Genomic DNA, 23,852 nt, shown 5'->3' with positions numbered 1-23,852 from the left:
GGAAGCCGGGCGATCAACAGCCACGTTCGCCCGGCCGGAAACGCCACCGCTGGCAGGGTGCCGGCGGTGGAAGGTACGAACTGGAAGGGCTCAGGCCTTGAAGCGCCCCACCAGCCCATGCAGCTGCTCGGAGAGCTGGGCCAGCTCGTGGGAGTCGCGCCGCGCCGATTGCGCGAGGTTCTCCACCAGCAGCGCATCGTCCTGGATCTGCGCGATGTGGCGGTTGATGTCCTCGGCCACGTGGTGCTGCTCCTCGGCCGCCGTGGCGATCTGGGTGTTCTGGTCGCGGATGTGGTCCACCGCGCCACGGATCTGCTCGAAGCTCTTGCTGGCGAGGTCGATGCGCTCGACGCTGGCGCGGGACATTTCCAGGCTGTTCTGCATCTGCCGGGTCACGTCCTGGGTGCGCCGGGCGAGGCCACCCAGCAGGCTGTCGATCTCGCCGGTGGACACGGCGGTGCGCTGCGCCAGGGCCCGCACCTCGTCCGCCACCACGGCGAAGCCACGCCCCTGCTCGCCGGCCCGCGCGGCCTCGATGGCGGCGTTGAGTGCCAGCAGGTTGGTCTGCTCGGCGATGGAGCGGATGGTGTCGAGGATGGCGTTGATGTTCTGGCTGTCCTTCTCCAGCTCCTGGAGGGATTCGGCGGACTGCTTCAGGTTCTCGCTCAGGCGCAGCACGCTTTCGGTGGCGCCTTCGATCTGGGTCTGCCCGGTGTGCACCTGGCGCTGGCCGTCGTCGGCGGAGGTGGCCGCCGCGCTGCAGGAGCGGGCCACTTCGTTGGCGGTGGCCACCATCTCGTTGAAGGCGGTGGAGACCATCTCCACGGCGCCACGCTGGCGCTCGGCGACATCGGTCATCTCGCGGGCCACGCGGGTGCTGCCCTCGGAGGTGTGCCGCAGGGCCGCCGAGGCCTCGACGATGCGCTGCACCAGCTGGCGGATGGCGCCGAGGAACTGGTTGAACCAGCCCGCCAGCACGGCGGTTTCATCCTTGCCGGTGACCGAGAGGCTGCGGGTCAGGTCGCCCTCGCCCTGGGCAATGCCTTCCAGGCCATCGGCCACGCTGCGGATCGGGTTGACGATGAGGTTGGCGAACACCGCGCCGACCACCGCGAACAGCACGGCGAGCACCGCCACGATGATGCCGATCTGCCAGGCCAGGGCGTTGGCCTTGGCCATCACCTCGCCGTGTTCGATCAGGCCGATGAAGTGCCAGCCGAGCCCCTGGGAGGCCCAGACGTTGGCCATGTAGCGCTTGCCGTTGAGCTCCACCTGCACCAGGCCCTGGGCATTGGCCAGCTTGGCATAGCCCTCGCCAAGGTCGTTCAGGGACTTGAAGTTGTGCGCCGAGTCGCTCGGGTCGACCAGCACGTTGCCGCTCTCCTCCACCAGCATCAGGTAGCCGGTCTCGCCGATGCGGATCTGCTTGACCAGGTCGGTGAGCTGCTTGAGGGAGACGTCCAGCCCTACCACACCGGCCAGGTTGCCCTGGGCATCGTTGACGGAGCGCACGGTGCCGATCAGCACCGCATCGTCGGGCGCCCAGTAGTAGGCGGCGGTGCGTACCGTGCGGCCGGGGTTGGCCAGCGCGGTCTTGTACCAGGGGCGGACGCGGGGGTCGTAGCTCTTCAGCCCCGGGTCGGCCGGCCAGATGGCGTAGCCGCCGTCGACCCGCCCATAGGACAGGTAGGCGGTGGTCGGGTGCGCCTTGGCGAAGCGGTCGAAGAAGGCTTCCAGCTTCTTGTTGGTCTCCGGCAGCGGGATGCTGGGCGCATCGGCGGATGTGTAGTTCTTCAGCACCGGCGCGGCCACCACCTGGGGCAGCGCGGCCATGTAGTCCACGTTCTCGCTGATGCCCTTGAAGAACATGCCCATGGCGTTGTCGATCTGGCGGATCTCGCGGTTGCTGCCATCGATGAAGTCCGCCTCGGCCTGAGACCGCAGGTTGTAGATCACCACCACGGCGACCAGCAGGATGGGCACGCACGCGATGGCCGCGAAGGCCCAGGTCAGCTTCTGCTTGATGTTCATTCCAAGTGCTCTCGAGAGTGGGTGTTCGCCACGTGCGGTACGGCGCGTCGCGGAGGGGAACAATCCGGCTATCGGCGCTGCCCTCGCCTCCTTGAGGTCGCATGTCGTGCGTGACAAAACGATGTCGTTTACCGACGACTACCGCTGGAGCATAGGAGGAAATGGCGGGGTTTCCACGGTGCGCAGCAGCCGATACCCGAGCGTGAAAAATGCGTGGCTGACGGCAGTGCCCCGAGCCGTTTCGCTGGACGAACGACCCGGAGCACCGCTCTCGTGGAGGCCCCTTGCAGCATTACCCCTGCGGCACGGTCCCCGGCCGCAGGTAGGCGAACATGTGCGCGACGTAGTCGGCCTTGCCCAGCGCCACGCCGTGGTGGCGGAGGATGGCGTAGGCGGTGATGGCGTGGAAGTAGAACTGCGGCAGGGCCCAGTCACGGGCGTACTGCTCGGCGCCCATGTCGAAGACCATGCCGTTGGGCAACTCCAGGGCGATGGGCGCATCCATCCGGCCATCCAGCGCGGTCGGTTCCAGTGCAGCCAGTTCGGCCAGGGCATCACGCAGGCACGCCTGGGCCTGTTCCAGCGAGCCGGGGTGGTCATGGGCGGCCCAGGCCTGGCGACGGCGTTCCAGCCAGCCTTCCGGGATCGACTGGCCGCGCAGCCGGTAGCAGGGTTCCAGCGCCTGGAAGGCGGCGAAGCGCACCTGGGCAGCCAGCGGGTACATGTCGGGGGCCAGCTTCAGCGCCAGCCAGGCGTCGGCGTGCTCGCCGTGCTCACGGGCATGAAGGGAGGCTTTCTCCAGCCATTGGGCCAGGCTGTTCAGCTGGTTCGAGAAGGTCGGGACGAGCAGGTGCGTCAGTGACATGGCGAACTCCTGGTGCAGGGGTTTGCCACTCTACGCCGCCCGCGCTGCCCCTGACCATCGGGCAGGGACAACGGCTCAGAAGGCGCGCACCACCTGGGCCCAGACCCGAGGCGTGCGTTCCACGTCGCTCTCGGCTTCGGCGTTGCCCAGCTTCCAGGCCGCCACGGCGTTGACCTGCCAGCCATGGGCCGCCCACAGGGCGCCGAAGCCGGCGCCGGAGAGGCTGCGGTGGTTGTCGCCCGAGGTCCAGGTGTCCTTGTTCAGGCGCACTTCGCCGTGGTCGACGAAGGTGGACAGCTGCCAGGCCTCGGTGAGGGCGTAGCGCAGCTCGACGTTGGCCAGCCAGCCCTGGTCGCCGGAAGCCTCGCCCTGGGGGTAGGCGCGAACGCCGTAGGCGCCGCCCAGGTAGAGCTTCTCGGAGCTGTCGAGATTGCCGTCGGCCCACTGGCCCTGGAGCTGGGTGTAGAGGCTGAAGCGGTCGCTGAGGCGCTGCAGGCGCACCAGGCTGGGGTTGAGCTTGTGGAAGCGTCCACGGGTGCCGGCGGTGGCGTCGTCGGTGCGCTGGGCCTGGGCGCCGTCGAGGGTCAGGCTGCCCTGGCTCCAGCCGAGGGCGAAGCTGTTGACCCCGCCGCCGAGCAGGTCGTCACGGCTGTTGCCGTTGAGGGTCAGGGTGACGACGCGGGCGTGCTTGTCGCTCTTCTCGTCGAACAGGTCGATGTCGTCCTTCAGGCGCTTGTCGTCGAACTGCAGCTGGGTGAACAGGCTGAAGTCCCGCGAGCGCACCAGCGGCTGGATGGCGTAGACGCTGGCGATGCGCGCGTTGCCGTGGGCGCGCAGGTCCTCGAAGTCCTTGCCCAGCTCGTAGTCCATGTCCGAGTAGGCGACGCCGAACTGGGTGGCCCAGGGGCCGAGCGGCAACTGGTAGGCCACGCGGCCGTAGTGCTGGTCCTGGTCACTGCCCATGGCCCGCAGGCTGAGACGGTCGCCGAGGTTGAGCGGGTTGTTCAGGTTCAGGGTGCCGCCCAGGCGGTACTGGCCGACGAAGCGGTTGCCGTAGTTGTCCATGTCCACCGAGCCGGTGACCAGGGGCGCTTGCTGCAGGCCCACCAGCAGGTCGGTGGTGCCGGTGCTGGCACCGGGGCGCAGGGTGGATTTCACCTCCACGCCGGGGGTGTCCTGCAGCAACAGCAGGCTGCGTTCCAGCGGCTGGCCTTGTACGGCGTCGCCGGCCTTCAGCGCGGACAGCGGCGCCAGGGCGCTGCCGCCCAGGCCCACCGGGTTGTCCACCTTGATCTCGCCGTAGCGCCCTTCCAGCACGGCGATCTTCACCACGCCGCCCTCGATCTCCTGGGCCGGCAGGTAGGCGCGCGCCAGGGGGTAGCCCTGCTCGCGGTAACGCCGGGTGATGCGGTTGGCGGCGGCCTGCAGCTGGCCGACGCTGAGTTCCTTGCCGGGCAGGTCCGCCAAGAGGCCCAGCAGCTCCTCGCTGCCCAGCGCGCTGTTGCCTTCCAGGGTGAAGCCGTTGACCTGCAGGCGCGGGCCGGCGTCCGCCGCCGGATCGGCGGGTGCGTCCGGCAGGTTGAGCGGCAGGGACTGCCGGGGGCTGAGCTGCAGGGGTTGCTGGTCGAGGCCCTGCTGCACCTGGCCGGCATCCGGCGCGGTGGCGGCGGAGACGGACAGGCTGATCAGTGAGGCGGCAAGGCCGGCCAGCACGGGTGTCGAACGCATCTTCAGATTCCTTCGGGAAGACGAATGCCGTTGTTGACGAGGTTGAGCTGCGCGCCGAACTCGGCCGGTGCGAAGAGTGCCGGGGTGACCACCACCAGGGGCCGCTCGGTTTCGCTGCCAGGCTGTTTGCCGGTCATCTGCGCCACCTGCACGCGCGGATCGCTGACGGTGCTGGAAGGCAGGGTCCCGGTGACGGTGAGCAGGCCGTCGACATAGCTGATGTCGTAGTTGGCCAGGCCACTGCCCAGGGCGTTGCTGGCGACGATGGCGTAGTTGCCGGCCGCAGCCCCTGCCCCGGCACCGCTGCTGGCCAGGCTGACACCGCTGACCTGGTCCCCCGCCACCAGCCCGGCGGTGGTGAAGCCGCTGAGGTTCGCCACCTGGCCGGCGGTCTTGCTGGCGTCGCTGGCGGTGATGGTCAGCACGGCCTTGTCGATGGCCAGGGTGCCGTTGCCGTAGGTGATGTCGTAGTTGCTCAGTCCGGTGCCCTGGGCGTTGCTGGCAACGATGGCGTAATTACCGACGCCAGCATTGAAGACAGAGCCCAGGCTGGTGAGGTCCACGCCACTGACCTGGTCGCCCGCTACCAGGCCCGAGGTGGTGAAGCCGCTCAGCGAGGCAGTCTGGCCGTAGGTCTTGCTAGCGTTGCTGGCGGTGATGGTCAGCGCGGCCTTGTCGATGGTCAGGGTGCCGTTGCCGTAGGTGATGTCGTAGTTGCCCAGCCCGCTGCCCTGGGCGTTGCTGGCAACGATGGCGTAATTGCCGACGCCAGCATTGAAGACAGAGCCCAGGCTGGTGAGGTCCACCCCACTGACCTGGTCGCCCGCTATCAGGCCAGAGGTGCTGAAGCCGCTCAGCGAAGCAGTCTGGCCGTAGGTCTTGCTGGCGTTGCTGGCAGTGATGGTCAGCGCAGCTTTGTCGATCGTCAGGGTGCCGTTGCCGTAGGTGATGTCGTAGTTGCCCAGCCCACTGCCCTGGGCGTTGCTGGCAACGATGGCGTAGCTGCCGACGCCAGCATTGAAGACAGAGCCCAGGCTGGTGAGATCCACGCCACTGACCTGGTCACCCGCAATCAGGCCCGAGGTGGTGAAGCCGCTCAGCGAAGCAGTTTGGCCGTAGGTCTTGCTGGCGTTGCTGGCAGTGATGGTCAGCGCGGCCTTGTCGATGGTCAGGGTGCCGTTGCCGTAGGTGATGTCGTAGTTGCCCAGTCCGGTGCCCTGGGCGTTGCTGGCAACGATGGCGTAGTTGCCGACGCCAGCATTGAAGACAGAGCCCAGGCTGGCGAGATCCACGCCACTGACCTGGTCGCCCGCAATCAGGCCCGAGGTGGTGAAGCCGCTCAGCGAAGCAGTTTGGCCGTAGGTCTTGCTGGAATTGCTGGCAGTGATGGTCAGCGCCGCCTTGTCGATGGTCAGGGTGCCGGCGAGCATCTCGATGTCATAACCGAACTGGCTGGAATAGAGCCCGCTCGCGCGCAGGTTGGCGCCGGTGTAGGTGCCGGCGTTGACGCTGTTGGCGGTGTAGAGGGCGCTGCCGGAAACCAGGGCCGGGTCGTAGCCGATGGGGTACACCAGGGCACCGGTGCTGCTGGTGGCGGTGCCGTCGTAGGTCTTGCTGGCGTTGCCGACGTTGACGCTGAGGGCGGTCATGAAGCTGCGCAGCAGCGGCGCGCTGTGGCCTTCGTACATGCGCCAGGTGGCGCCCGTGCCACCGGCATCATCGATGCTCCAGCCGGCCGCCACGAAGGGCGTCAGGCTGGTGAGCTGGGCGCTGGTCAACCCGGAGATGCCGCTGCCGTTGCCGGCCCCGGCGCCCTGGGCCAGGCCGCTGGTGGTGGTGTTCCAGAAGCTGCCGGTGGCGGTGCCGACATTGCTGCCCACCAGGCCGCCGACCGCGCCGACGCTGGAGCTGGCCGTGCCCGTGGAATAGACACGCAGCAGGCTGCCGTCGTTGAACCCGACCAGGCCGCCTGCCGTGGCGCTGCCCTGGGCGCTGCCGGTGGCGTAGCTGTCGCGGATGGTGCCGGTGCTGGCGTTGCTGCCGGCCAGGCCGCCGCCATTCAGGCCGCCGCTGGCGCTGCCCGTGGCCAGGGACTCGCTGAGGGTCCCGGCGTTGGTGCCGACCAGGGCGCCGACGTTGCCCGTGCCGGTTACGGTGGTGTCGCTGCTGACCCGCTCGACCAGCCCGGCGGCAGCGTTGTAGCCCACCAGGGCACCGGTGTAGGTGCCGCCGGCCACGCTACCCCCCACCAGGTTGAGGTTGCCGACGTAGCCGGCGTTGTAGCCGAACAGGCCGCTGTAGGTGCTGCCGGGACGGTTGATGGCCAGGCCGCTGATGCGGTGCCCCTGCCCGTCGAACCGGCCGGTGAAGGGGTTGGCCAGGCTGCCGATGGAGAGGAAGCCGGTGCCGCTGTTCCACAGCGCGCTGCTGGAGGCATTGATGTCGTTCGCCAGGACGAAGCGGCTGCCCGCCAGGCTGGTGGAGGCCAGGCCCTGCAGGCCATAGACATCGGTGATGCGGTACGGCGTGGCGAGGCTGCCGTCACCGCCCAGGGCGCGCACGAAGGTGGCACCGGGGCTGAGGCGGAAGTCGGTGACGCTGAAGCTGGGCAGGCTGGCGGCCACCTGGCTCCAGGTGCCGCCGGTGAGATTCAGCACGCCGAGGTTGACGCCCCCGTTGCTGGTCGTGGTGCCGGCAGCAGAGAGGGTCAGGCTGCCGTTGGCGGCGTCGATGCCATCCCCCAGCAGGACGTTGCCGCCATTGCTGGTGCTGAGGGTCAGCCCGGCGTTGTCGCCCCAGGTCAGGCGGTCGGCCACGTTGAGGTTGCCGCCTGCCGACAGCTGGCGGGTGCCGCTGATGCCGAAGGCACCGCCGCTGTCGAGGCTGAGCAGGCCGCCGGAGCCGAGGTTGGTGTCCAGGCTGTAGTTGGCAGCGCTGGCAGCCAGGTAGAGGCCGTAGCCGCTGCTGGTGAGGGCTGAGAAGTCGCTGGACGAGAGGAACGCCAGGTCGGCATCGGCATAACTGCCGCGCGCGGCCAGGTAGCGGCTGCGGGTCGCCGAGAGGCTGCCCTGCCCCGTGGCCAGGCGCGCGGCGGAGCTGTAGACGTCCAGCCCCTGGATGCCGTTGATGCCGATCACGTCGCCGAAGCCGGCACCGGTGTCGACGTTGCCGTCCAGGTAGGCGATGGCGCCGTTGGCATCCAGGCCGCTGGCATCGCTGAGGATGTAGTAGTAGCCGTCCGCCCCACTGCTGCCGCTGCCGATGGCCACGCCGCCGGATACGGCGGTCAGCGTCACGCCCGCCAGGGCCGTGCTGCCGCCATTGCTGAAGGCCTTGCCGCTGATGGCGATGGGCGTGGTGCTGTAGCGCCATGTGAAGTACGGGTAGAGGTTGGCGCCGGTGCCCCATATGGACGAGGAGAAGCCGGACGGCAGCCCGCCTTGGAGCTGCGCGGTGGTACGCCCGGTGATGCCGGTCATCAGGCCGCCGAACGCGGCCTGCGACTGGCCACTGGTCTGGGTGTTCCAGTAGGCGTTGCTGATGGCGCCGTTGGTACCGTTGTTGTAGCCGACGAAGCCACCCAGCTGGGTGCCGCCGGCGACGTAGCCGGTGGAGTAGCTGTTGCTGATGGTGCCGTTGATGAAATTGACCCCGGCGAAGCCGCCGATGTTGCTCGCAGAGCCCTGGCCGATCACCGCGCCGGTGGCGTAGGAGTCGGTGATGCTGCCTTCGTTGTGGCCGACGAAACCGCCGACCGGCCCCGACGACGCCCTCACCGTGCCGGTGGCGTAGGACTGGCTGATGGAGCCACCGTCGCCGCTGTAGCCGTTGGCGCCCACCAGACCACCGACATAGCCGAGGTTTGCGGTCGTGTTGGTGCCGGTGACGTTACCGGTGGCATAGGAGCGGGTGATGCTGCCGCCGTTGACGTTGAAGCCGACCAGGCCACCGACCTGGTAGCCGGCCCCGGTGACATTGCCGGTGGCGGAGGCATCGGCGATGGCGCCGCTGTCGTTGGTGCCCACCAGCCCGCCGGTATTGGCTTCGCTGGTGCTGGTGCCGTTGACCGTGGTGCTGGCCGACGCGTTGCCGAGGGTGCCGCCCTGCATGTAACCGACCAGGGCACCGACGTTGTCTCTGCCGGTGACGTTGCCGCCCACCAGCTTGACGTTGGCCAGGGTCGCGCCGGAGGTGTAGCCGAACAGGCCGACATAGTCGGTGGCCGCGCGGTTGATGGCCAGGCCGCTGATGCTGTGGCCCTGCCCGTCGAAGCTGCCGGTGAATTGCTGTGCGTTGCTGCCGACCGGGCGGAAACCCGACGCGCCCCATACCTCGCCATAGTAGCCGCCGCTGGCGGCCATGGCGCTGGCCAGGCTCAGGTCGGTGCCCAGGCGGTAATTGGCTGTCAGGTCCAGCCCCATCAGTTGCAGGGCGTGGGGGGTGAAGAGGGTCGTGGAGTATTCGTTGCGCAGCATCGGCCGGGTATCGCCTTCGAACATCACCCACATGTTGGTGAAGTCGAAGCCGGTGTAGGCCGACTGGTTGCGCACGGCGCTGGTCAGGCCGGTACCGCCACCCAGGGAGCTGGACTGGCCGGTGCTGTTGATGTCCCAGTAGCTGGTGTTGACGGTGATGGTGGGCAGGTAGCCGCCACCGATCAGGCCGCCCGTGGTGGTGTAGCCGGTGACCTTGCCGCTGGCGTAGGTGTTGGTCAGCGTCGCGCTGGAGATCACCTCGCCCAGCAGCCCGCCCGCAAACGCACTGGTGTTGCTGACCGTGGCGGTGACCGAGCCGGTGGCATAGGAGTCGGCCATGGCAATGCTCTGGACGCTGCCCGCCAGCCCGCCCACCACGGTCAGGCCGGTCACGTCGGCGGCCGAGGACGAGTAGCGGATGATGCCGTTGTTCACCGTGCCGGCCAGGCCTCCGACGAAGGCCCCGGAGCCGGACACGCTGCCGGTCATGTGGACGTTGCTGAGGGTGCCGCCAAGGGTGGCGGCGATACCGCCGACGTTCATCTGGCCGGTGATGCGGGCATTCGACAGGGTCAGGTCACGGACGTTGCCGCTCACGGTGCGGAACAGCCCGACGTCGCTCTCCGACCCGCGGTTGATGGTCAGCTTGTCGATGCTGTGGCCAAGGCCGGCAAAGTTGGTGCTCGCCCCGTCCAGCGGGTTGAAGCCGGCGCCACCGTTCCAGCCCGCGGTGGCGCTGGCGTCGATGTCGTTGCCCAGGGCGTAGAAGCCCGTGCTGGTGATGTTCTGCAACGCGCCGATGTCATGGATCAGGACGTAGCCGGTGCCCGCCAGGCTGAGGCTGGCATTGCTGCCGGACAGGGTCACGCGGGCGCCCTTGTTCAGGCTGTAGCTGCCGCTGTAGGACATGGACAACCCGGCGTTGTTGCCGGTGGCGGTGATGTCCTTGTTGATGATGATGCTGCCGGCGGCGTTGAGCGCCAGTACGGTGTTGGCGTTCCAGCGGATGGGCGCGTCCACGGTGATGTTGCCGGCCTGGCTGCCGCCGACGCCGGTGGTCACCGTCACCCCGGTGCTGGCCAGGGCATTGGTGAGGGTGGTGACGTTGAGCACGCTGTCGTTGGCGTTGCCGTTGAAGCCGCCCATGCCGGAGCTGGTGGCGCTGGAAATGGTCACGTTGTAGGGGTCGATCAGCCACTCGCCGGTCTTGCCCTTGGGCGCCAGGGTGGTGACCTTCACGTCGTCGGCGATCTGCACGTGGGCGCCGCTGGTCTCGATGAAACCGCCGTTGCCGCCGTTGGGCGCGCTGGCGTCGAGGGTGCCGGCCACCTTGACCACGCCGCCGTCGAAGTCGCCCATAAGCATGATCTTGCCGTCCTTCTGGCCCAGGGTGCGGGCCTCGATGACGCCGGTGTTGTTGACCACGGTCTTGAGCAGCGCATCGCCCGCGTCGGCGGTGAGCAGCACCTTGCCGCCGTCGGCGCGGATCAGCTTGTGATTCTCCACCAGCGCATCCGCTGCGGCCTCGTCCACCTGGACCTTGAGCAGGCCGTCACCGGCGAAATCCAGGGTCATGGCATTGCCGGCCGCCAGGGCCACGCTGCCCTGCTGGGCGACGATCACCCCCTGGTTGCTGACGGTGCCACCCAGCAGCGCCACGGCGCCGCCGTCGGCTGCGCTGAGGGTGCCCTGGTTGACCACGGCCGCCGGCGTGCCGTCGCCCTTGAAGCGGTAGTGGCCGCGTTCGAAATCCTGCGGGTCGATGTCCAGGGTCGAGGCCACCAGGCCGCCGACCTGGACCTGGGCACCGCTGCCGAACAGCACGCCGTTGGGGTTGACCAGGAACACCCGGCCGTTGGCATCCAGCTGGCCCATGATCTTCGAACCGTCGCTGCCCACCACGCGGTTGAGGGCGATGGCGTCACTGCCGGGCTGGTTGAAGGTCACGCGCTTGCCGGCACCGATGTCGAAGCTCTGCCAGTTGATCGCCAGCTTGTTGCTGGACTGGTCGATGACCATCTGCTGGGCGTTGGGTTGGCTGATGGCGCCACTGCCGGAAACCACCTGGCCGCCAGTGGGCAGGTCGGCCGCCAGCGCCGCCACCGGAGCCAGCAGCGCGCACGCCAGGACCGCGCCGGACCCCGCCTTGCGCCGCCGGGCATGCTCATCGGCGACACACCAGGCACGCAGACGGGGATTCCAGACCAGCGAGAAGGCTCGATTCATGGCAGCAGTCCTTTGACGGCAAGAAAGGGCTCGGGAAAACCGCCGCTGTATACCACGCCGACTTTTGCGTAGGAATTGGCTGTCAGAAATTTTTTACAGTGAATATTTTTGACGTCAACTGATTGACTCGAACACCCGCGCTTCGTCCGCCATCACCCGGTTACGCCCGGCCTGCTTGGCCTGGTAGAGCAAGGCGTCCGCACGCTTGAGCACGTCCTGCACGCTGCGCCCACCTTGAGGTGACCAGTGCACCACACCGAGAGACACGGTGATCTGGCCGACAGGCGCGATCGGCGTGGCCTCCTGCCGGGCGCGGAAGCGCTCGGCCACCTCCGCCGCCGTGCGCAGGGGCGCCTCGGGCAGCAGCAGGATGAACTCCTCGCCGCCGACACGACACGGCAGGTCCCGCTCCCGGCAACCCTGACGCAACAGGTCGGCGAACTGGCGCAGCACATCGTCACCCGTGTCGTGGCCGAAGGTGTCGTTGACCCGCTTGAAGTGGTCGATGTCCAGGCTGATGACGGAGAACGGCGTGCCCAGCCGCTGCCAGGCCTGCAAACGCTCTTCCATGGCGCGCCGGTTGGCCAGTCCGGTGAGGGGGTCGCTCTTGGCCTGCAGGTCCAGCTGGCCGAGCTTGGCCCGGGTCACTTCCAGGCCCGCCAGCAGTGCCTGTTTGATCATCCACGCTTCGGCATACCAGGCCTTCACCCACAGGGCCTTCTCCGCCCGCTCCGGTTGCGCGGCACTCTCGGCCAGTTGCCGCAGGGGGCGGCTGATGCGCGCGGAGATCCAGAGAATCAGCCCCACGCCCAGCAGGCTCATGGGCAGCAGCCCGACCAGCAGGCGTTTCATCAGGTCCTCCAGCGCCGCCTGGGCTTCAGACAGGGGCTGCTGCGCCACCACGCCCCAGCCACTCAACGGCACGCTGGCGTAGCCGGCGAGCATCTCCACGCCCCGCGTGTTGACCGCCTGCATGGCGCCGCTCTCACCCTTGAGCACCGCGTCGACGATGGGGTTGGCGCCCAGCCGCTCGCCAACGCGGCTGGCGTCGGGGTGGAACAGCACCTTGCGGTCCGGGTCCACCAGGTAGACGTTGGAGGCGTCGTGGTGGAAGTGCTGGCTGACGAGCGAATCCAGGGCATTGGGCTTGCCCAGGTAGATGGTGCCGCCGATCAGCCCCAGGTACTGGCCGTCGTGCCCCCAGATGGGGTGGGAGACGAAGACGATGAGGTTGCCCGCCAGGGAGCGGAATGCCGGGCTGACCATGGCCCGGCGCTGCTGCAGGGCCTCCCGCGAGCGCAGGGCCTGGCCGTTGATGCCCAGGCTGTCCGGCTTGGAGGCCACCACAGTGCCCTCGGCGTTGGCCACCAGCACGGTGTTGAAGCTGTGGTCCTGCATCAGCAGGCGCTCGGCCTCCAGCGCCATCTGTTTCGTGTCGCCCGGCACGTTGCCCAGCAGGGTGGCGCTGAAACGCAGGCGTTCCAGGTCACCGGCCAGGTTCTCGTTGATGCTGGCGGCGAGCTTGGCCGCATAGGCACGGTTGGCCTCCAGGGCGTTCTGCACCAGCGCCTGGCGCTGGATGCCGTAGGTCACCAGCAGGTTGTTGGCGAGCGTCGCCAGGGTCGCGGTGAGGGCGAACAGCAGGATGAGGCTGCGCAGGTTGAGCTTGGGGGGCGGCCCGAACGGCATGGGTCATGTCCCGATGGGCGATCACTCGAAGGGGACTGCGATCCTTGCAGCAGGTCCTGGGGGTGATCGCATCGTGAGGGTGGGCAAGCAGGCCTTGCACGGACCGTCACAGGCCCGGAAAGAGCCCGGAAAACGTGGGGATTTTACGCGTCGGCCAAGGCGAAACCAAGGCCGAAACAGCGCAGTGCCATCACCCACGCGCCACGGGAGCCGGCGCTGCCGCTGCGCTCGGCGCCGGGCCGGCAGGCCGGAGGCGGGACACGCCGAACAGCACCAGGGCCAACCCCGCCACCTGGTAGAGCGACACCGCCTCGCCCAGCACCGCCCAGGACGCGAGGATGGTCAGCACCGGCCCCAGGTTGCCCACTGCAGCCGTCTGGGTCGCGCCCATGCGCTGGATCGCCAGGGCCATCCAGTAGATCGGCAGCACCGTCGAGAGCAGCGCCATGAGCGCGGCATAGAGCCACACCTGCGCCGGCAGGTGCGTCAACTGGGTGATATCGGCCGTGATTGCATAGTGCACCAGCACCATCAGCGCCGAGGCGCTCCCGGCCAGGCCGGCCAGGCGCATCGAGCCCAGGCGCCGCAGCATCATCCCCGCCCCCAGGTAATAGAGGGCGTAGGTCACCGCGCTGGCGAACACCCAGGCCGAGCCCACCAGCACCTGGCTGCCCAGGGTCGAGGTGCTCACGTCGTGGAACAGCGCCACCCCCAGCCCGGCATAGCAGATGCCCATGGCCAGCAAGGTGCGGCTGCCGGGGCGCTCGCGCAGGGCAACCATCTGGAACAGCATCACCAGGGTCGGGTAGGTGAACAGGATGAGCCGCTCCAGGCCGGCGCTGATGGACTCCAGCCCATAGAAATCGAACAGGCTGGAGAGGTAGTAGCCCACCAGCCCCAGCAGCAGGATGCGCCCCCCATCGGCGGGCGACAGGCGCGCCTCGCCCGTCCCGCGGCTCAGCCACAGCAGCCAGGCGAACAGCGGCAGTGCCAGCCCCATGCGCAGCGCCAGCACGGTGATCGCATCCACCGGGGCGGCGGCATAGGACAGCTTGACGAAGATCGCCTTGAGGCTGAAGCCCGCCGCCGAGAGCACGGCGAACAGGCTGCCGTTGCGCAGGCCGCGCTGGTACAGGGAAAACAGAGCGTTCATGAGGCAGGCCATCAGCAGGTAGAGCCTTATTCTGGACAGAACGCGAGAGGGCTAGAATCGGTTTTTCCAGAACCACCCCTTATGGAAATCAGAACGCCATGCACTTCGACCTGTCCGACCTGCGCCTGCTGAGCGCCATCGCCGCCACCGGCAGCCTGAGCAAGGCGGCGGCCACCTTCCCCGTGGCGGTCTCTGCGGCCAGCACCCGGTTGCGCCAGTTCGAATCCCGCTGCGGCATCACCCTCTTCACCCGCCGCGCCGACGGCATGACGCCCACCCCGTCCGGCCGCCTGGTGCTGGAGCGCTGCCACGCGCTGCTCAACGAAGCCCAGGGGCTCAAGGTGCTGCTGGAGGAGCTGGCCGGCCAGCAGCGCGTCGTCGTCCACCTGGCCGCTACCACCGTGGCCAACAGCTCCTTCCTGCCGGGCGCCCTCGGCCCCTTCCTGGCGGACTACCCCGAGGTGGACCTGCAGCTCACCGAGCAGACCAGCCGCGACGTGCTGCGGGGTGTGCAGGCCGGCGACATCGACATCGGCGTGTACGACGGCAACCTGCCCACCGGCGGGCTGATCTCCCTGCCCTTCCGCGACGACCGCCTGGTGATGCTGGTGCCTGCTGGCCACGCCCTCGCGCCGCTGCGCAGCGTCCACCTGCGCGACACCTTGGGCTACCCCTTCGTGTGCCTGCCGGCGGAGCGCTCCATGCAGCGCTTCGTCGAGGAAATGGCCCGGCAGAACGGCCTGCCGCTGATGGTGCGGGTCCGCGCACCGAGCTTCGACGCCATCGCCCAGCTGGTGGCCCAGGGCGCCGGCATCGCCATGCTTCCGGAGGCCGCCGCCCACCGCCTGACCCAGGAGCTGCCGGTGGCCATCGTCACCCTGGAGGACACCTGGGCCACCCGCGAGCTGCGCCTGTGCATCCGTGGCACCGATGGCCTCGGCTCCCACGCCCGGCAGTTGCTCGGCTACCTGTCGCCGGGGTGAGGCGCAGTTGCCCCGGGTGGGCTTTTCTGCTGGGATGCCGCCTCACTTTCAACGGAGCATCCCCATGGCGACCTATCGCGAGCTGTTCGACATCGGCCAGTCCTACACCGAGTTCGTCGGCAGCGGCCTACCGGCCGAGACCGCCGCAGCCGCCGCCATCGCCCAGCGCCTGGAAGACCAGGGACCGGCCGCCCCACTGCTGCAGCGCATCGAGCAGATCGAACGCCGCTACCACCTGCTGGTGGTGGGCGAGATGTGGTGCCCGGACTGCCAGATCAACGTCACCGTGCTGGACGACCTGTGCCGCCGCCAGCCGCGCATCGACCTCGCGGTGATCACCAAGGGCCGCGCCGAAGACGACCTGAAGACCCGCCTGGGCCTGGAGCGCATCGCCATTCCCCTGGTGGTGGTGCTGGACGAGGCCTTCGAGCCCGCCGGGCTGTTCATCGAACGGCCGCGCCTCGTCCGCGAGGGTGACGAGGCCGTGCTGCGCGCCTACAAGGCCGGCGAGCACCTCGACGCCACCCTGGCCGACGTGCTCGAACTCATCGAGCAGGCCGAGCAGCGCTAGGTCCTCGCGCCTGCTCGCCGTCACCACCACGGCAAACAGGCATCGCGGAATCGAATTGTCCGGCCGCTTCGTGGTCAACTCCTCTGACCCGGCCATCCTCGCTGCTGCCCCTCGGAATCCTGACATGGACGCTACCCCCTTCCCCGCCGCCCCCGGGCCGATGAGCCAGCAGGTGCGCCAGCACGACTGGTCCCGCACCCCGCTAGGCCCGATCGAGCACTGGCCCGAGGCGCTGCGCATCAGCGTCGACACCATCCTGTCCTCGCACTTCCCCTGCTGCCTGGTATGGGGGCCGCAGCGCATCTCCATCTACAACGACGGTTTCGTGCCCATCCTCGGCAACAAGCACGCGCCACTCGGCCGGCCCTTCGACGACATCTGGCGAGAAGCCTGGGACAGCATCGGCCCCATCGCCGAGCGGGCCTACCAGGGCCAGGCCACCTTCATCGAGGATTTCCCCGTGGAGCTGGACCGCCACGGGCGACCGGAGATGAGCTATTTCACCTTCTGCTACAGCCCGCTGCGGGACGCCGACGGCCGGGTGCTGGGCATGCTCGACACGGTAATCGAGACCACCTCCCGGGTCACCGCCGAGCGCCAGTTGCGCCAGCTCACCCACAACCTGGAGCGCCAGGTGGCCGAGCGCACCCGCGACCGCAACCGCCTGTGGAACCTCTCGCCGGACATCATGCTGGTGTCGCGCCAGGACCTGGTGATCACCGCCGCCAACCCCGCCACGCAGAACATCCTCGGCTGGAGCGAAGCCGAGCTGGTGGGCAGCAACTGCCTGGACCTGGTGCACCCCGACGACCTCGCCGACGCCTGGGCCGCCATCCACAGCCTGATCCAGGGCGAGCCCCTGCGGGACTACGCCAGCCGCATGCGCCATCGCGATGGCAGCTACCGCTGGATCAACTGGTCCTCCTCCTCGGGCGACGGCTTCATCAGCGCCATCGGCCGCGACACCACCGAGGAACGCGCCCGCGCCGACGCCCTGCGCCAGGCCGAGGAGCAACTGCGCCAGAGCCAGAAGATGGAGGCCGTCGGCCAGCTCACCGGCGGCCTCGCCCATGACTTCAACAACCTCCTCGCCGGCATCAGCGGCAGCCTGGAGCTGCTGCGCCTGCGCATCGCCCAGGGGCGCACCGAGGACCTTAACCGCTACATCGACATCGCCCGCAGCGCCGCCGAACGCGCCGCCACCCTCACCCACCGCCTGCTCGCCTTCTCCCGCCGCCAGGCCCTCGATCCGCGCCCCACCGACGTCAACCAACTGGTCGCGACGCTGCACGAACTGATCAGCCGGACCATGGGCCCGAACATCGAGGTGGAGTGCGTCGACGGCCCGGACCTGTGGACGGTGCTGGTGGACCCGAACCAGCTGGAAAGCGCCCTGCTCAACATCTGTATCAACGCCCGCGACGCCATGCCCAACGGCGGCCGCCTGTGCATCGGCAGCAATAATGTCGTGCTCGGCGCCCAGGCTGCCGGCGAGCGCGGGCTGGAACCGGGGGACTACCTGGTGCTGATGGTCAGCGACACCGGCAGCGGCATGAGCGAGGACGTCATCAGCCGAGCCTTCGAACCCTTCTTCACCACCAAGCCGGTGGGCCAGGGCACCGGCCTCGGGCTCTCGATGGTGTACGGCTTCGCCCGGCAATCCGGCGGGCAGGTGCGCATCGCCTCCACCCTCGGCCAGGGCACCAGCCTCAGCCTCTACCTGCCCCGCCACCACGGCGAGGCAGAGCCCGCGCCAACACCCCGCCCGGTTGAAATCCCCCGCGCCGAGCAGTGCACCACCGTACTGGTGGTGGACGACGAAGCGCCCCTGCGCCAGCTGATGCGCGAAGTGCTGGAAGACCTCGGCTACCAGATGCTCGAAGCCGCGGACGGCCCCGGGGCCCTCGCCCTGCTTGCCGGCGAGCGAGCGGTCGACCTGCTGCTGGCCGACGTCGGCCTGCCGGGGGGCCTGAACGGCCTGGAACTGGCCCGCCGCGCCCGCCTGCAACGCCCGGACCTGAAGGTGCTGTTCATCACCGGCTACGCCCAGAACGCCCCGTTCGGCAACGAACCCCTGCCCCCGGGGATGGAGGTCATGGCCAAGCCCTACGCCATCGACGCCCTGGCCAACCGCATCCGCCTGCTGCTCAAAGCCCCACCATCCGGCCAGCCCCCCGCCGAAGCCGGCCTGCGGGCGGTCTAGGGCCCGGCTATTTGGCGTCCTCCCCCGCCAGGCAGGCTGCGAACAGACGCTGCAGCGGCTGGCGGCGCTGGGCGTGGCGCGTGAGCAGGATGATCTGCCGGTGGAAGGTCAGCGGGCCGAGGCGGACCACGCGGATGGCGGCGTCGCGTTCCAGCCACAGGCCCGCTTCGGGGATCAGCGCGATGCCGAGGCCGGCCTCGACCATGCGTACGATGGCGTCCAGCTCGTCCAGTTCCAGCGCCACCTTCACGTCCAGCCGCTGCTGGCGCAGGAAGCGGGTGACCAGGCGCCCGCCGAAGGAGGTGCGGTCATAGCGCACCAGCGGCTGCTCGGCCAGCAGGCGCAGCGGGTCGTCGCCCTCCAGGCCGCGCGGCACCACCAGCACGAAGGCTTCCTCCCGCAGCACCTCGGCATGCAGTTCCTTGGGCAGTTCGAATGGCGGGCGGATGAGGATGGCCAGGTCCAGGTCGCCGGCATCCACCTGGCTCAGCAGGTTCAGCGAAACGCCGGGCACCAGCTTCGGCTCCACCGCCGGGGCGCGCTCCCGCAGGCGCAGCAGCGCGTCCGCCAGCAGCCCGGTCTGGGCGGTGGCGATGGCACCGATGCGCAGCTCCCCGGCATGGGCGCCCGCCTCGTCCGTGGCCGCCATGCGGGCGAACAGGTCGAGCATCTCCCGTGCCAGGGGCAGCGCCCGCTCACCGGCCGCGTTGAGCAGCGCCTGGCGGCCGGTGCGGTCGAACAGGCGCACGCCCAGCGCTTCTTCCAGGTTGCGGATCTGCGCGCTGACGGCGGACTGGGTGAGGCCGATGTGCATGCCGGCAGCGGCGAAGGTGCCATGGCGGGCCACGGCGACGAAGGTGCGGATCTCTCGCAGCATGGGGTGCCTCATTGATCGAAAACGTTCGTGCTCGGCACAAATAATCCTGGCTTTGCATCGAAATCTCCACATCTAAAATGGGCACACAAAACAGGAGCACAGCATGCAACTCGCCCCCTTCCACCTCGCAATCCCCGTTCACGACCTGCCCGCCGCGCGGCGTTTCTATGGCGAGGTGTTCGGCCTCGCCGAAGGCCGCTCCAGCGCGCAGTGGGTGGACTTCGACTTCTTCGGTCACCAGCTGGTGATCCACGAGCACCCGCCGACCACCAGCCAGCTCGCCGCCCACACCAACCCGGTGGACGGCCACGACGTGCCGGTGCCGCACTTCGGCGTGGTGCTCGCCTGGGAGGACTGGGAGGCCCTGGCCGAGCGGCTGCAACGCCTCGGCACGCGCTTCGTGATCGAGCCCTATGTGCGCTTCAAGGGCCAGGTGGGCGAGCAGGCGACGCTGTTCCTGCTCGACCCGTGCGGCAACGCGCTGGAGTTCAAGGCGTTCCGGGACATCGGCCAGCTGTTCGCCAAGTGAGGGGGCTCAGCCCGCCTCGGGGTGCACCAGCGCCCGGTACTGCCCGGGGGTGGAACCGGTCCACTTGCGGAACGCCTTGTAGAAGGCGCTGGCGTCGGCGAAGCCGAGCTCGAAGGCCAGCTCGGTGAAGTTGACCTCGCCCGCGTCCAGCCGGGCGACCGCCAGGTCGCGGCGCACCTGGTCCTTCAGCGCCTGGTAGGACTGCCCCTCCTGGGTGAGCTTGCGCCGCAGGGTGGAGGGCGCCATGTAGAAGTGCCCGGAGAGCGCCTCCAGGTCCGGCCAGCGCTCGGGGCGCAGGCTGCGCAGGTAGGTCTTGATGCGGGCGGCCAGGCTCTGGGGGTCGCGGTAGCGCACCAGGATGTTGGCCGGTGCACCGGCGAGGAAGCGCCGCAGGTCCGCCTCGTTGCGGCGCACCGGCTGGGCCAGGCAGTCGGCGTTGAACACCAGGCGCGTGGTGTCGCGGCCGAAGCGGAGGTGCGGGGTGAACATCACCCGGTAGTCCTCGATGTAGGCCGGCTGCGGCCCCCGTAGCTCGATGCCGAGGATCGGCAGGCGCCGACCGGCCAGCCAGCAGAGCAGGCCGTGGACCATGAGGAACAGGGTGAAGCAGGCGAAGGCCCGAGGCGGCGCGCCGCTGTCGTCGAGGACGATCTCCGCCAGGCTGCCGCGCCGCGCCAGGCGGGGCTGCAGGTCATCCAGCACCAGGGCGAGGAAGGTCAGGCTGGCCTGCAGCGCGTCCCCCAGGGTGGCGGCCTGCAGGGCGGTCCGGCTCATGTGGGCGAAGCTGCCGGACTTGAGCCGGCGGCTGTCCATGCCGAAGAACTCGTCATCCATCACCCGGGCGATCAGCAGCCACAGCTGGGCGTACTGCCTGGAGGCGACCCGACCGTAGGGCCGGGCCATCTGCTCGGCGGGAATGCCGGCCTGCTCCAGCAGCGCGGCGACGTCGCCCCCCTGCTGGCGAAGCACCTGCAGTGCTTCGTCGACGAGGCGGACGGAGATGGTGCCTTTCTCGGCTGACGTTCCTGTCATGGCGTTCCGGGGGTCATGGCGATTACGGGCGCCCAGTGTAGGAGATGGAAGGCGGGATAAGGAGCCGCGCAAGACGCGGCTCCCTGGGGCGCTAGCGGATCGCCGTCACCTTGCCGTCCCGGGGCGGCGTCAGCTCCTCGATGCTGATCTCGCGCATGCGGAACTTCTGGATCTTGCCGGTCACCGTCATGGGGAACTCGTCCACGAAACGGAAGTGCCGAGGCACCTTGAAGTACGCGATGCGGGCCTTGGCCCAGGTCTTCAGCTCCTCCTCGCCGGCGCTGTGGCCGGGGTGGAACTTGATCCAGGCGACGATCTCCTCGCCGTACTTGCTGCAGGGAATGCCGATCACCTGCACGTCGGCCACGGCCGGGTGGGTGAAGAAGAACTCCTCCAGCTCGCGGGGGTAAATGTTCTCGCCGCCGCGGATGATCATGTCCTTGCTGCGCCCGACGATGCGCACGTAGCCGTCGTCGTCCATGGCCGCGAGGTCGCCGGTGTGCATCCAGCGGCCCGGGTCGATGGCGTCGGCGGTGGCCTGGGGGTTGTTCCAGTAGCCGAGCATCACGCTGTAGCCCCGGGTGCACAGCTCGCCGATGGTGCCGCGCGGCACGATGCGGCCCTCGGCATCGACGATCTTGCTCTCCAGCTGCGGCTGGGTGCGGCCGACGGTGGTGACGCGCAGCTCCAGCCCGTCATCCGGGCCGGTCTGCAGGGACACCGGGCTGGTCTCGGTCATGCCGTAGGCGATCTGCACCTCGCTCATGTGCATTTCGCCGATGACCCGGCGCATCACCTCGATGGGGCAGGTCGCGCCGGCCATGATGCCGGTGCGCAGGCTGGAGAGGTCGAATTCATGCCGCTGCGGGTGGTCCAGCTCGGCGATGAACATGGTCGGCACGCCGTACAGTACGGTGGCCTTCTCCTCCGCCACGGCGCGCAGGGCGGTGAGCGGGTCGAAGGCGTCGCCGGGGTAGATCATGGTGGCGCCGTGGGTCACGCAGCCCAGGTTGCCCATGACCATGCCGAAGCAGTGGTACAGCGGCACCGGGATCACCAGGCGGTCGTGCTCGGTTAGCCCCAGGCTCTCGCCGACCATGTAGCCGTTGTTGAGGATGTTGTAGTGGCTGAGGGTGGCGCCCTTGGGGAAGCCGGTGGTGCCGGAGGTGTACTGGATGTTGATGGGGTCGTCGAACTGCAGGCTGGCCTGGCGCTCGGCCAGCTCGGCCGGGGTGGCCTCCCCTGCCCGCTGCTGCAGGTCGGCCCAGGCGAGGAAGCCGGCCGGCGGTTCGGCGGCCAGGCTGATCACCCCGCGCAGTTCGGGCAGCGCCTCGCTGGCGAGCTGGCCGATGGGCGCGCTGGCCAGCTCCGGCACCAAGCCCTGCAACATGGCGTGGTAGTCGGAGGTCTTGAAGGCGTCGGCGCAGATCACCCAGCGGCAGCCGGACTGGCGCAGGGCGTACTCCAGCTCGCTGCTGCGATAGGCCGGGTTGATGTTGACGAGGATGGCGCCGACCTTGGCGCTGGCGAACTGGGTGATGCACCACTCGGCGCAGTTGGGCGCCCAGATGCCGAGCCGGTCGCCGCTCTGGATACCCAAGGCCATCAGCGCGCGGGCATGGGCCTCCACCGCCTCGGCCAGGCTGCGCCAGCTGTAGCGCAGCCCCTGGTGGCGCACCACCAGGGCTTCGCGTTCGGGGAATCGGGCGACCGTGGCGTCGAATGCCGCGCCGATGGTCATGGCGAGCAGGGGCTTGTCCTGGCGCCCCCGGGTATAGCTCGGTTGATGCATGGCTGTCCCTTCTTGTCGTTGTGGTGGGATCGGGTCGTTCCGAGTGGCCTCCGATTCGGGCAGGGAGGCCGATTACCTTTACGTAAACGTCAATCTGGGTAAAGGGTTTTGTTCTGTCCAGTGACCCATTGGTCGTAGATGGCGTGGAATGACGCGTGCGAACGCCTACGGCAGACCCGCCCCGCTCCCGGGCACAAGCCCGGGCCACGGGGGAGTCACCGGCCTAGCGCACGAATACCTGGGTGGTGGTGATGGCCATGTCACCGCCCGGCAGCTTGATGTTCTTCACCTTCTCCAGGCTGTCCGGATCGAAGACGGCGATGTCGTTGAAGGTGCCGGCCAGGTAGAGCTTGCTGCCCTGGGTGTTGAAGGCAATGCAGTAGTAGGAGTGGTCCAGGTTGGCGGCCTTGATCAGCTTCTGCTGCTTGATGTCGTACTTGGCCAGGCGGTTGAGCACGCCGAACATCTGGTTCGGGTCCTTCGGCGAACGCAGGCCGGTGAAGTACAGCTCGGTCAGCGGCGCGAAGTCCTCCACGGTGGGCTTGCCGGTCTTCAGGTCGATGCTCACGTAGCCGTAGACGAAGTCGGCGGTGGCCGGGTCCTGCTTCTCGTCCTTGAACCTGGTGGTGGTGTAGAGCATCGAGAACTCGTGCAGCGGGGTCTGGTGCGGCCAGAAGTACAGCACGTCCGGCGGGCCGTAGTTGGGGCGCTTCCAATTGCGACCGGGCACGGCGACTTCGTAGTGGCCGGTCTTCACGTCCATCTTGTAGATGTCGGGCCCGGCGATATACAGGGTGCCGTCGTCGGCGGCGCGCATGATGTACAGCTGGCGCGGCACCGGGAAGCTGCGCACGGGCTGGGCGTCCAGGCCGGCGGCGGTGTCGAACACCTCCAGGCGCGGCTGCTGGACCTCGTAGTGGTCGCTGGCCATGCGGGTCGGGTTGACCACGCTGTACAGCTCCTTGCCGTCCGGACTGAGGGCGAAGGCGAACATGGAGCGGGCCTTCTCGTCCGGCTTGCGCGAAAGCTTGGCGTGGAACACCGCGCGGCAGCTGTCGAGGTCGATGCCGTAGAGGTCGCCGAAGTGGTTGTTGAGCAGGTAGGCGGTCTTGCGATCCGGCGACACCATGGCGGTGCCCGGTCCGAAGGCGTCGGGCAGGCGGCATGTCTTGTAGAGGCTGTCGCTGGCCAGGTCGAGCACGTGCAGGTTGTTCGGGTAGTTGGTGGCGATCATGTATTCCTGGCCGGCCTTGAGTGCCAGGCCGGCGTTGTCGGCGGCCAGGGCCTGGCCACCCAGGGCGAGCCCGGCGGCAACGGCCAGGCTGGCGAACGCATTGAGCTTCATCGGGTTATCCCTCGTGTTCGGGTGGCCGGTCATTTGTCTTTGGGGAAGACGGTGCCGAGGTTGCGCCAGTCCTGCGAGGAGTCCTGCGCGCTGGCGTTCCAGTCCTGGTAGGTGGTCATCATGTCCGGCACCTGGGCCGGCCACCAGCAGGGGTCGGAGCAGCCGTAAAGGTCGGCCTCCATGGGCTGGCACAGGGAGCTGACGCCCCCGAAGGCATCCACTTCCCAGCCCGGGTCGGTGGTCGCCGTACAGCCAGCGACGGCACTCATGGCAACGACTTCTTCCAGGCGGTCTTCGGCTGCGGCCTGTTCGAGCAGGTGCGCTTTCTGGTTCAGCGGCTTGAGGTGTTTCAT

The 23,852-nt window shown here is 68.6% G+C and carries 15 protein-coding genes; 4 read left to right on the top strand and 11 right to left on the bottom strand.

Going from position 1 to position 23,852, the window contains the following annotated elements:
• Window positions 1–90 precede the first annotated feature (90 nt).
• From PotMrB4_RS12775 to PotMrB4_RS12750, 6 genes are all read right to left on the bottom strand, one after another.
• Entirely contained in the window at window positions 91–2,031 is a 1,941-nt protein-coding gene (locus tag PotMrB4_RS12775) for a methyl-accepting chemotaxis protein (protein WP_172433480.1), read from the bottom strand.
• 292 nt (window positions 2,032–2,323) lie between these two features.
• Window positions 2,324–2,896, bottom strand: a complete 573-nt coding sequence (locus PotMrB4_RS12770; protein ID WP_172433479.1) for a DUF1993 domain-containing protein — start codon at window positions 2,894–2,896, stop codon at window positions 2,324–2,326.
• A 75-nt stretch (window positions 2,897–2,971) separates the two neighbouring features.
• On the bottom strand, window positions 2,972–4,624 hold the full coding sequence (locus PotMrB4_RS12765; RefSeq protein WP_172433478.1) for a ShlB/FhaC/HecB family hemolysin secretion/activation protein: 1,653 nt from the start codon (window positions 4,622–4,624) through the stop codon (window positions 2,972–2,974).
• A 2-nt stretch (window positions 4,625–4,626) separates the two neighbouring features.
• Window positions 4,627–11,325 carry an MBG domain-containing protein gene (locus tag PotMrB4_RS12760; protein ID WP_172433477.1) on the bottom strand — a complete coding sequence of 2,233 codons (6,699 nt, stop codon included), beginning with the start codon at window positions 11,323–11,325 and terminating at the stop codon, window positions 4,627–4,629.
• A gap of 114 nt (window positions 11,326–11,439) precedes the next feature.
• A complete protein-coding gene (locus PotMrB4_RS12755; RefSeq protein ID WP_172433476.1) occupies window positions 11,440–13,014 on the bottom strand; it encodes a sensor domain-containing diguanylate cyclase in 1,575 nt (524 codons plus the stop codon).
• Between the two features lie 190 nt (window positions 13,015–13,204).
• The gene (locus tag PotMrB4_RS12750; protein ID WP_172433475.1) at window positions 13,205–14,167 is read right to left on the bottom strand and encodes a DMT family transporter; all 963 of its coding nucleotides are present in this window, start codon (window positions 14,165–14,167) and stop codon (window positions 13,205–13,207) included.
• A 98-nt stretch (window positions 14,168–14,265) separates the two neighbouring features.
• Between PotMrB4_RS12750 and PotMrB4_RS12745 the strand changes: the two genes are divergently transcribed.
• The 3 genes from PotMrB4_RS12745 (at window position 14,266) to PotMrB4_RS12735 (ending at window position 17,924) form a co-directional block, all read left to right on the top strand.
• Window positions 14,266–15,150 carry a LysR family transcriptional regulator gene (locus PotMrB4_RS12745; RefSeq protein WP_074971212.1) on the top strand — a complete coding sequence of 295 codons (885 nt, stop codon included), beginning with the start codon at window positions 14,266–14,268 and terminating at the stop codon, window positions 15,148–15,150.
• Window positions 15,151–15,214: 64 nt separating this feature from the next.
• The gene (locus PotMrB4_RS12740; RefSeq protein WP_074971210.1) at window positions 15,215–15,721 is read left to right on the top strand and encodes a thioredoxin family protein; all 507 of its coding nucleotides are present in this window, start codon (window positions 15,215–15,217) and stop codon (window positions 15,719–15,721) included.
• 124 nt (window positions 15,722–15,845) lie between these two features.
• The gene (locus tag PotMrB4_RS12735; RefSeq protein ID WP_232060826.1) at window positions 15,846–17,924 is read left to right on the top strand and encodes a hybrid sensor histidine kinase/response regulator; all 2,079 of its coding nucleotides are present in this window, start codon (window positions 15,846–15,848) and stop codon (window positions 17,922–17,924) included.
• A 7-nt stretch (window positions 17,925–17,931) separates the two neighbouring features.
• Here the strand turns inward: PotMrB4_RS12735 and PotMrB4_RS12730 are convergent, their stop codons facing one another.
• Window positions 17,932–18,801, bottom strand: coding sequence for a LysR family transcriptional regulator (locus PotMrB4_RS12730; RefSeq protein ID WP_172433474.1), 870 nt, complete (start codon window positions 18,799–18,801; stop codon window positions 17,932–17,934).
• Between the two features lie 103 nt (window positions 18,802–18,904).
• On the opposite strand from PotMrB4_RS12730, the gene PotMrB4_RS12725 reads away from it, so the two are divergent.
• Complete coding sequence (locus PotMrB4_RS12725; protein ID WP_172433473.1) at window positions 18,905–19,330, top strand: VOC family protein; 426 nt, start codon at window positions 18,905–18,907, stop codon at window positions 19,328–19,330.
• Window positions 19,331–19,336: 6 nt separating this feature from the next.
• Here the strand turns inward: PotMrB4_RS12725 and PotMrB4_RS12720 are convergent, their stop codons facing one another.
• The 4 genes from PotMrB4_RS12720 to qhpC all read right to left on the bottom strand — a co-directional run bounded on the left by PotMrB4_RS12720 (window position 19,337) and on the right by qhpC (window position 23,852).
• On the bottom strand, window positions 19,337–20,362 hold the full coding sequence (locus tag PotMrB4_RS12720) for an AraC family transcriptional regulator (protein WP_172433472.1): 1,026 nt from the start codon (window positions 20,360–20,362) through the stop codon (window positions 19,337–19,339).
• Between the two features lie 91 nt (window positions 20,363–20,453).
• Window positions 20,454–22,154 (bottom strand): AMP-binding protein, encoded by a 1,701-nt coding sequence (locus PotMrB4_RS12715; protein WP_172433471.1) that lies wholly within the window; start codon window positions 22,152–22,154, stop codon window positions 20,454–20,456.
• A gap of 223 nt (window positions 22,155–22,377) precedes the next feature.
• A complete protein-coding gene (peaD, locus tag PotMrB4_RS12710) occupies window positions 22,378–23,499 on the bottom strand; it encodes a quinohemoprotein amine dehydrogenase subunit beta (protein ID WP_074971126.1) in 1,122 nt (373 codons plus the stop codon).
• A gap of 29 nt (window positions 23,500–23,528) precedes the next feature.
• Window positions 23,529–23,852 (bottom strand): quinohemoprotein amine dehydrogenase subunit gamma, encoded by a 324-nt coding sequence (gene qhpC, locus PotMrB4_RS12705; RefSeq protein WP_044403960.1) that lies wholly within the window; start codon window positions 23,850–23,852, stop codon window positions 23,529–23,531.

It is taken from the genome of Metapseudomonas otitidis (assembly GCF_011397855.1).
Classification (GTDB): domain Bacteria; phylum Pseudomonadota; class Gammaproteobacteria; order Pseudomonadales; family Pseudomonadaceae; genus Metapseudomonas; species Metapseudomonas otitidis.
Note: the sequence above shows the minus strand (reverse complement) of the source record. Positions and strands in the feature narration are given on the sequence as shown.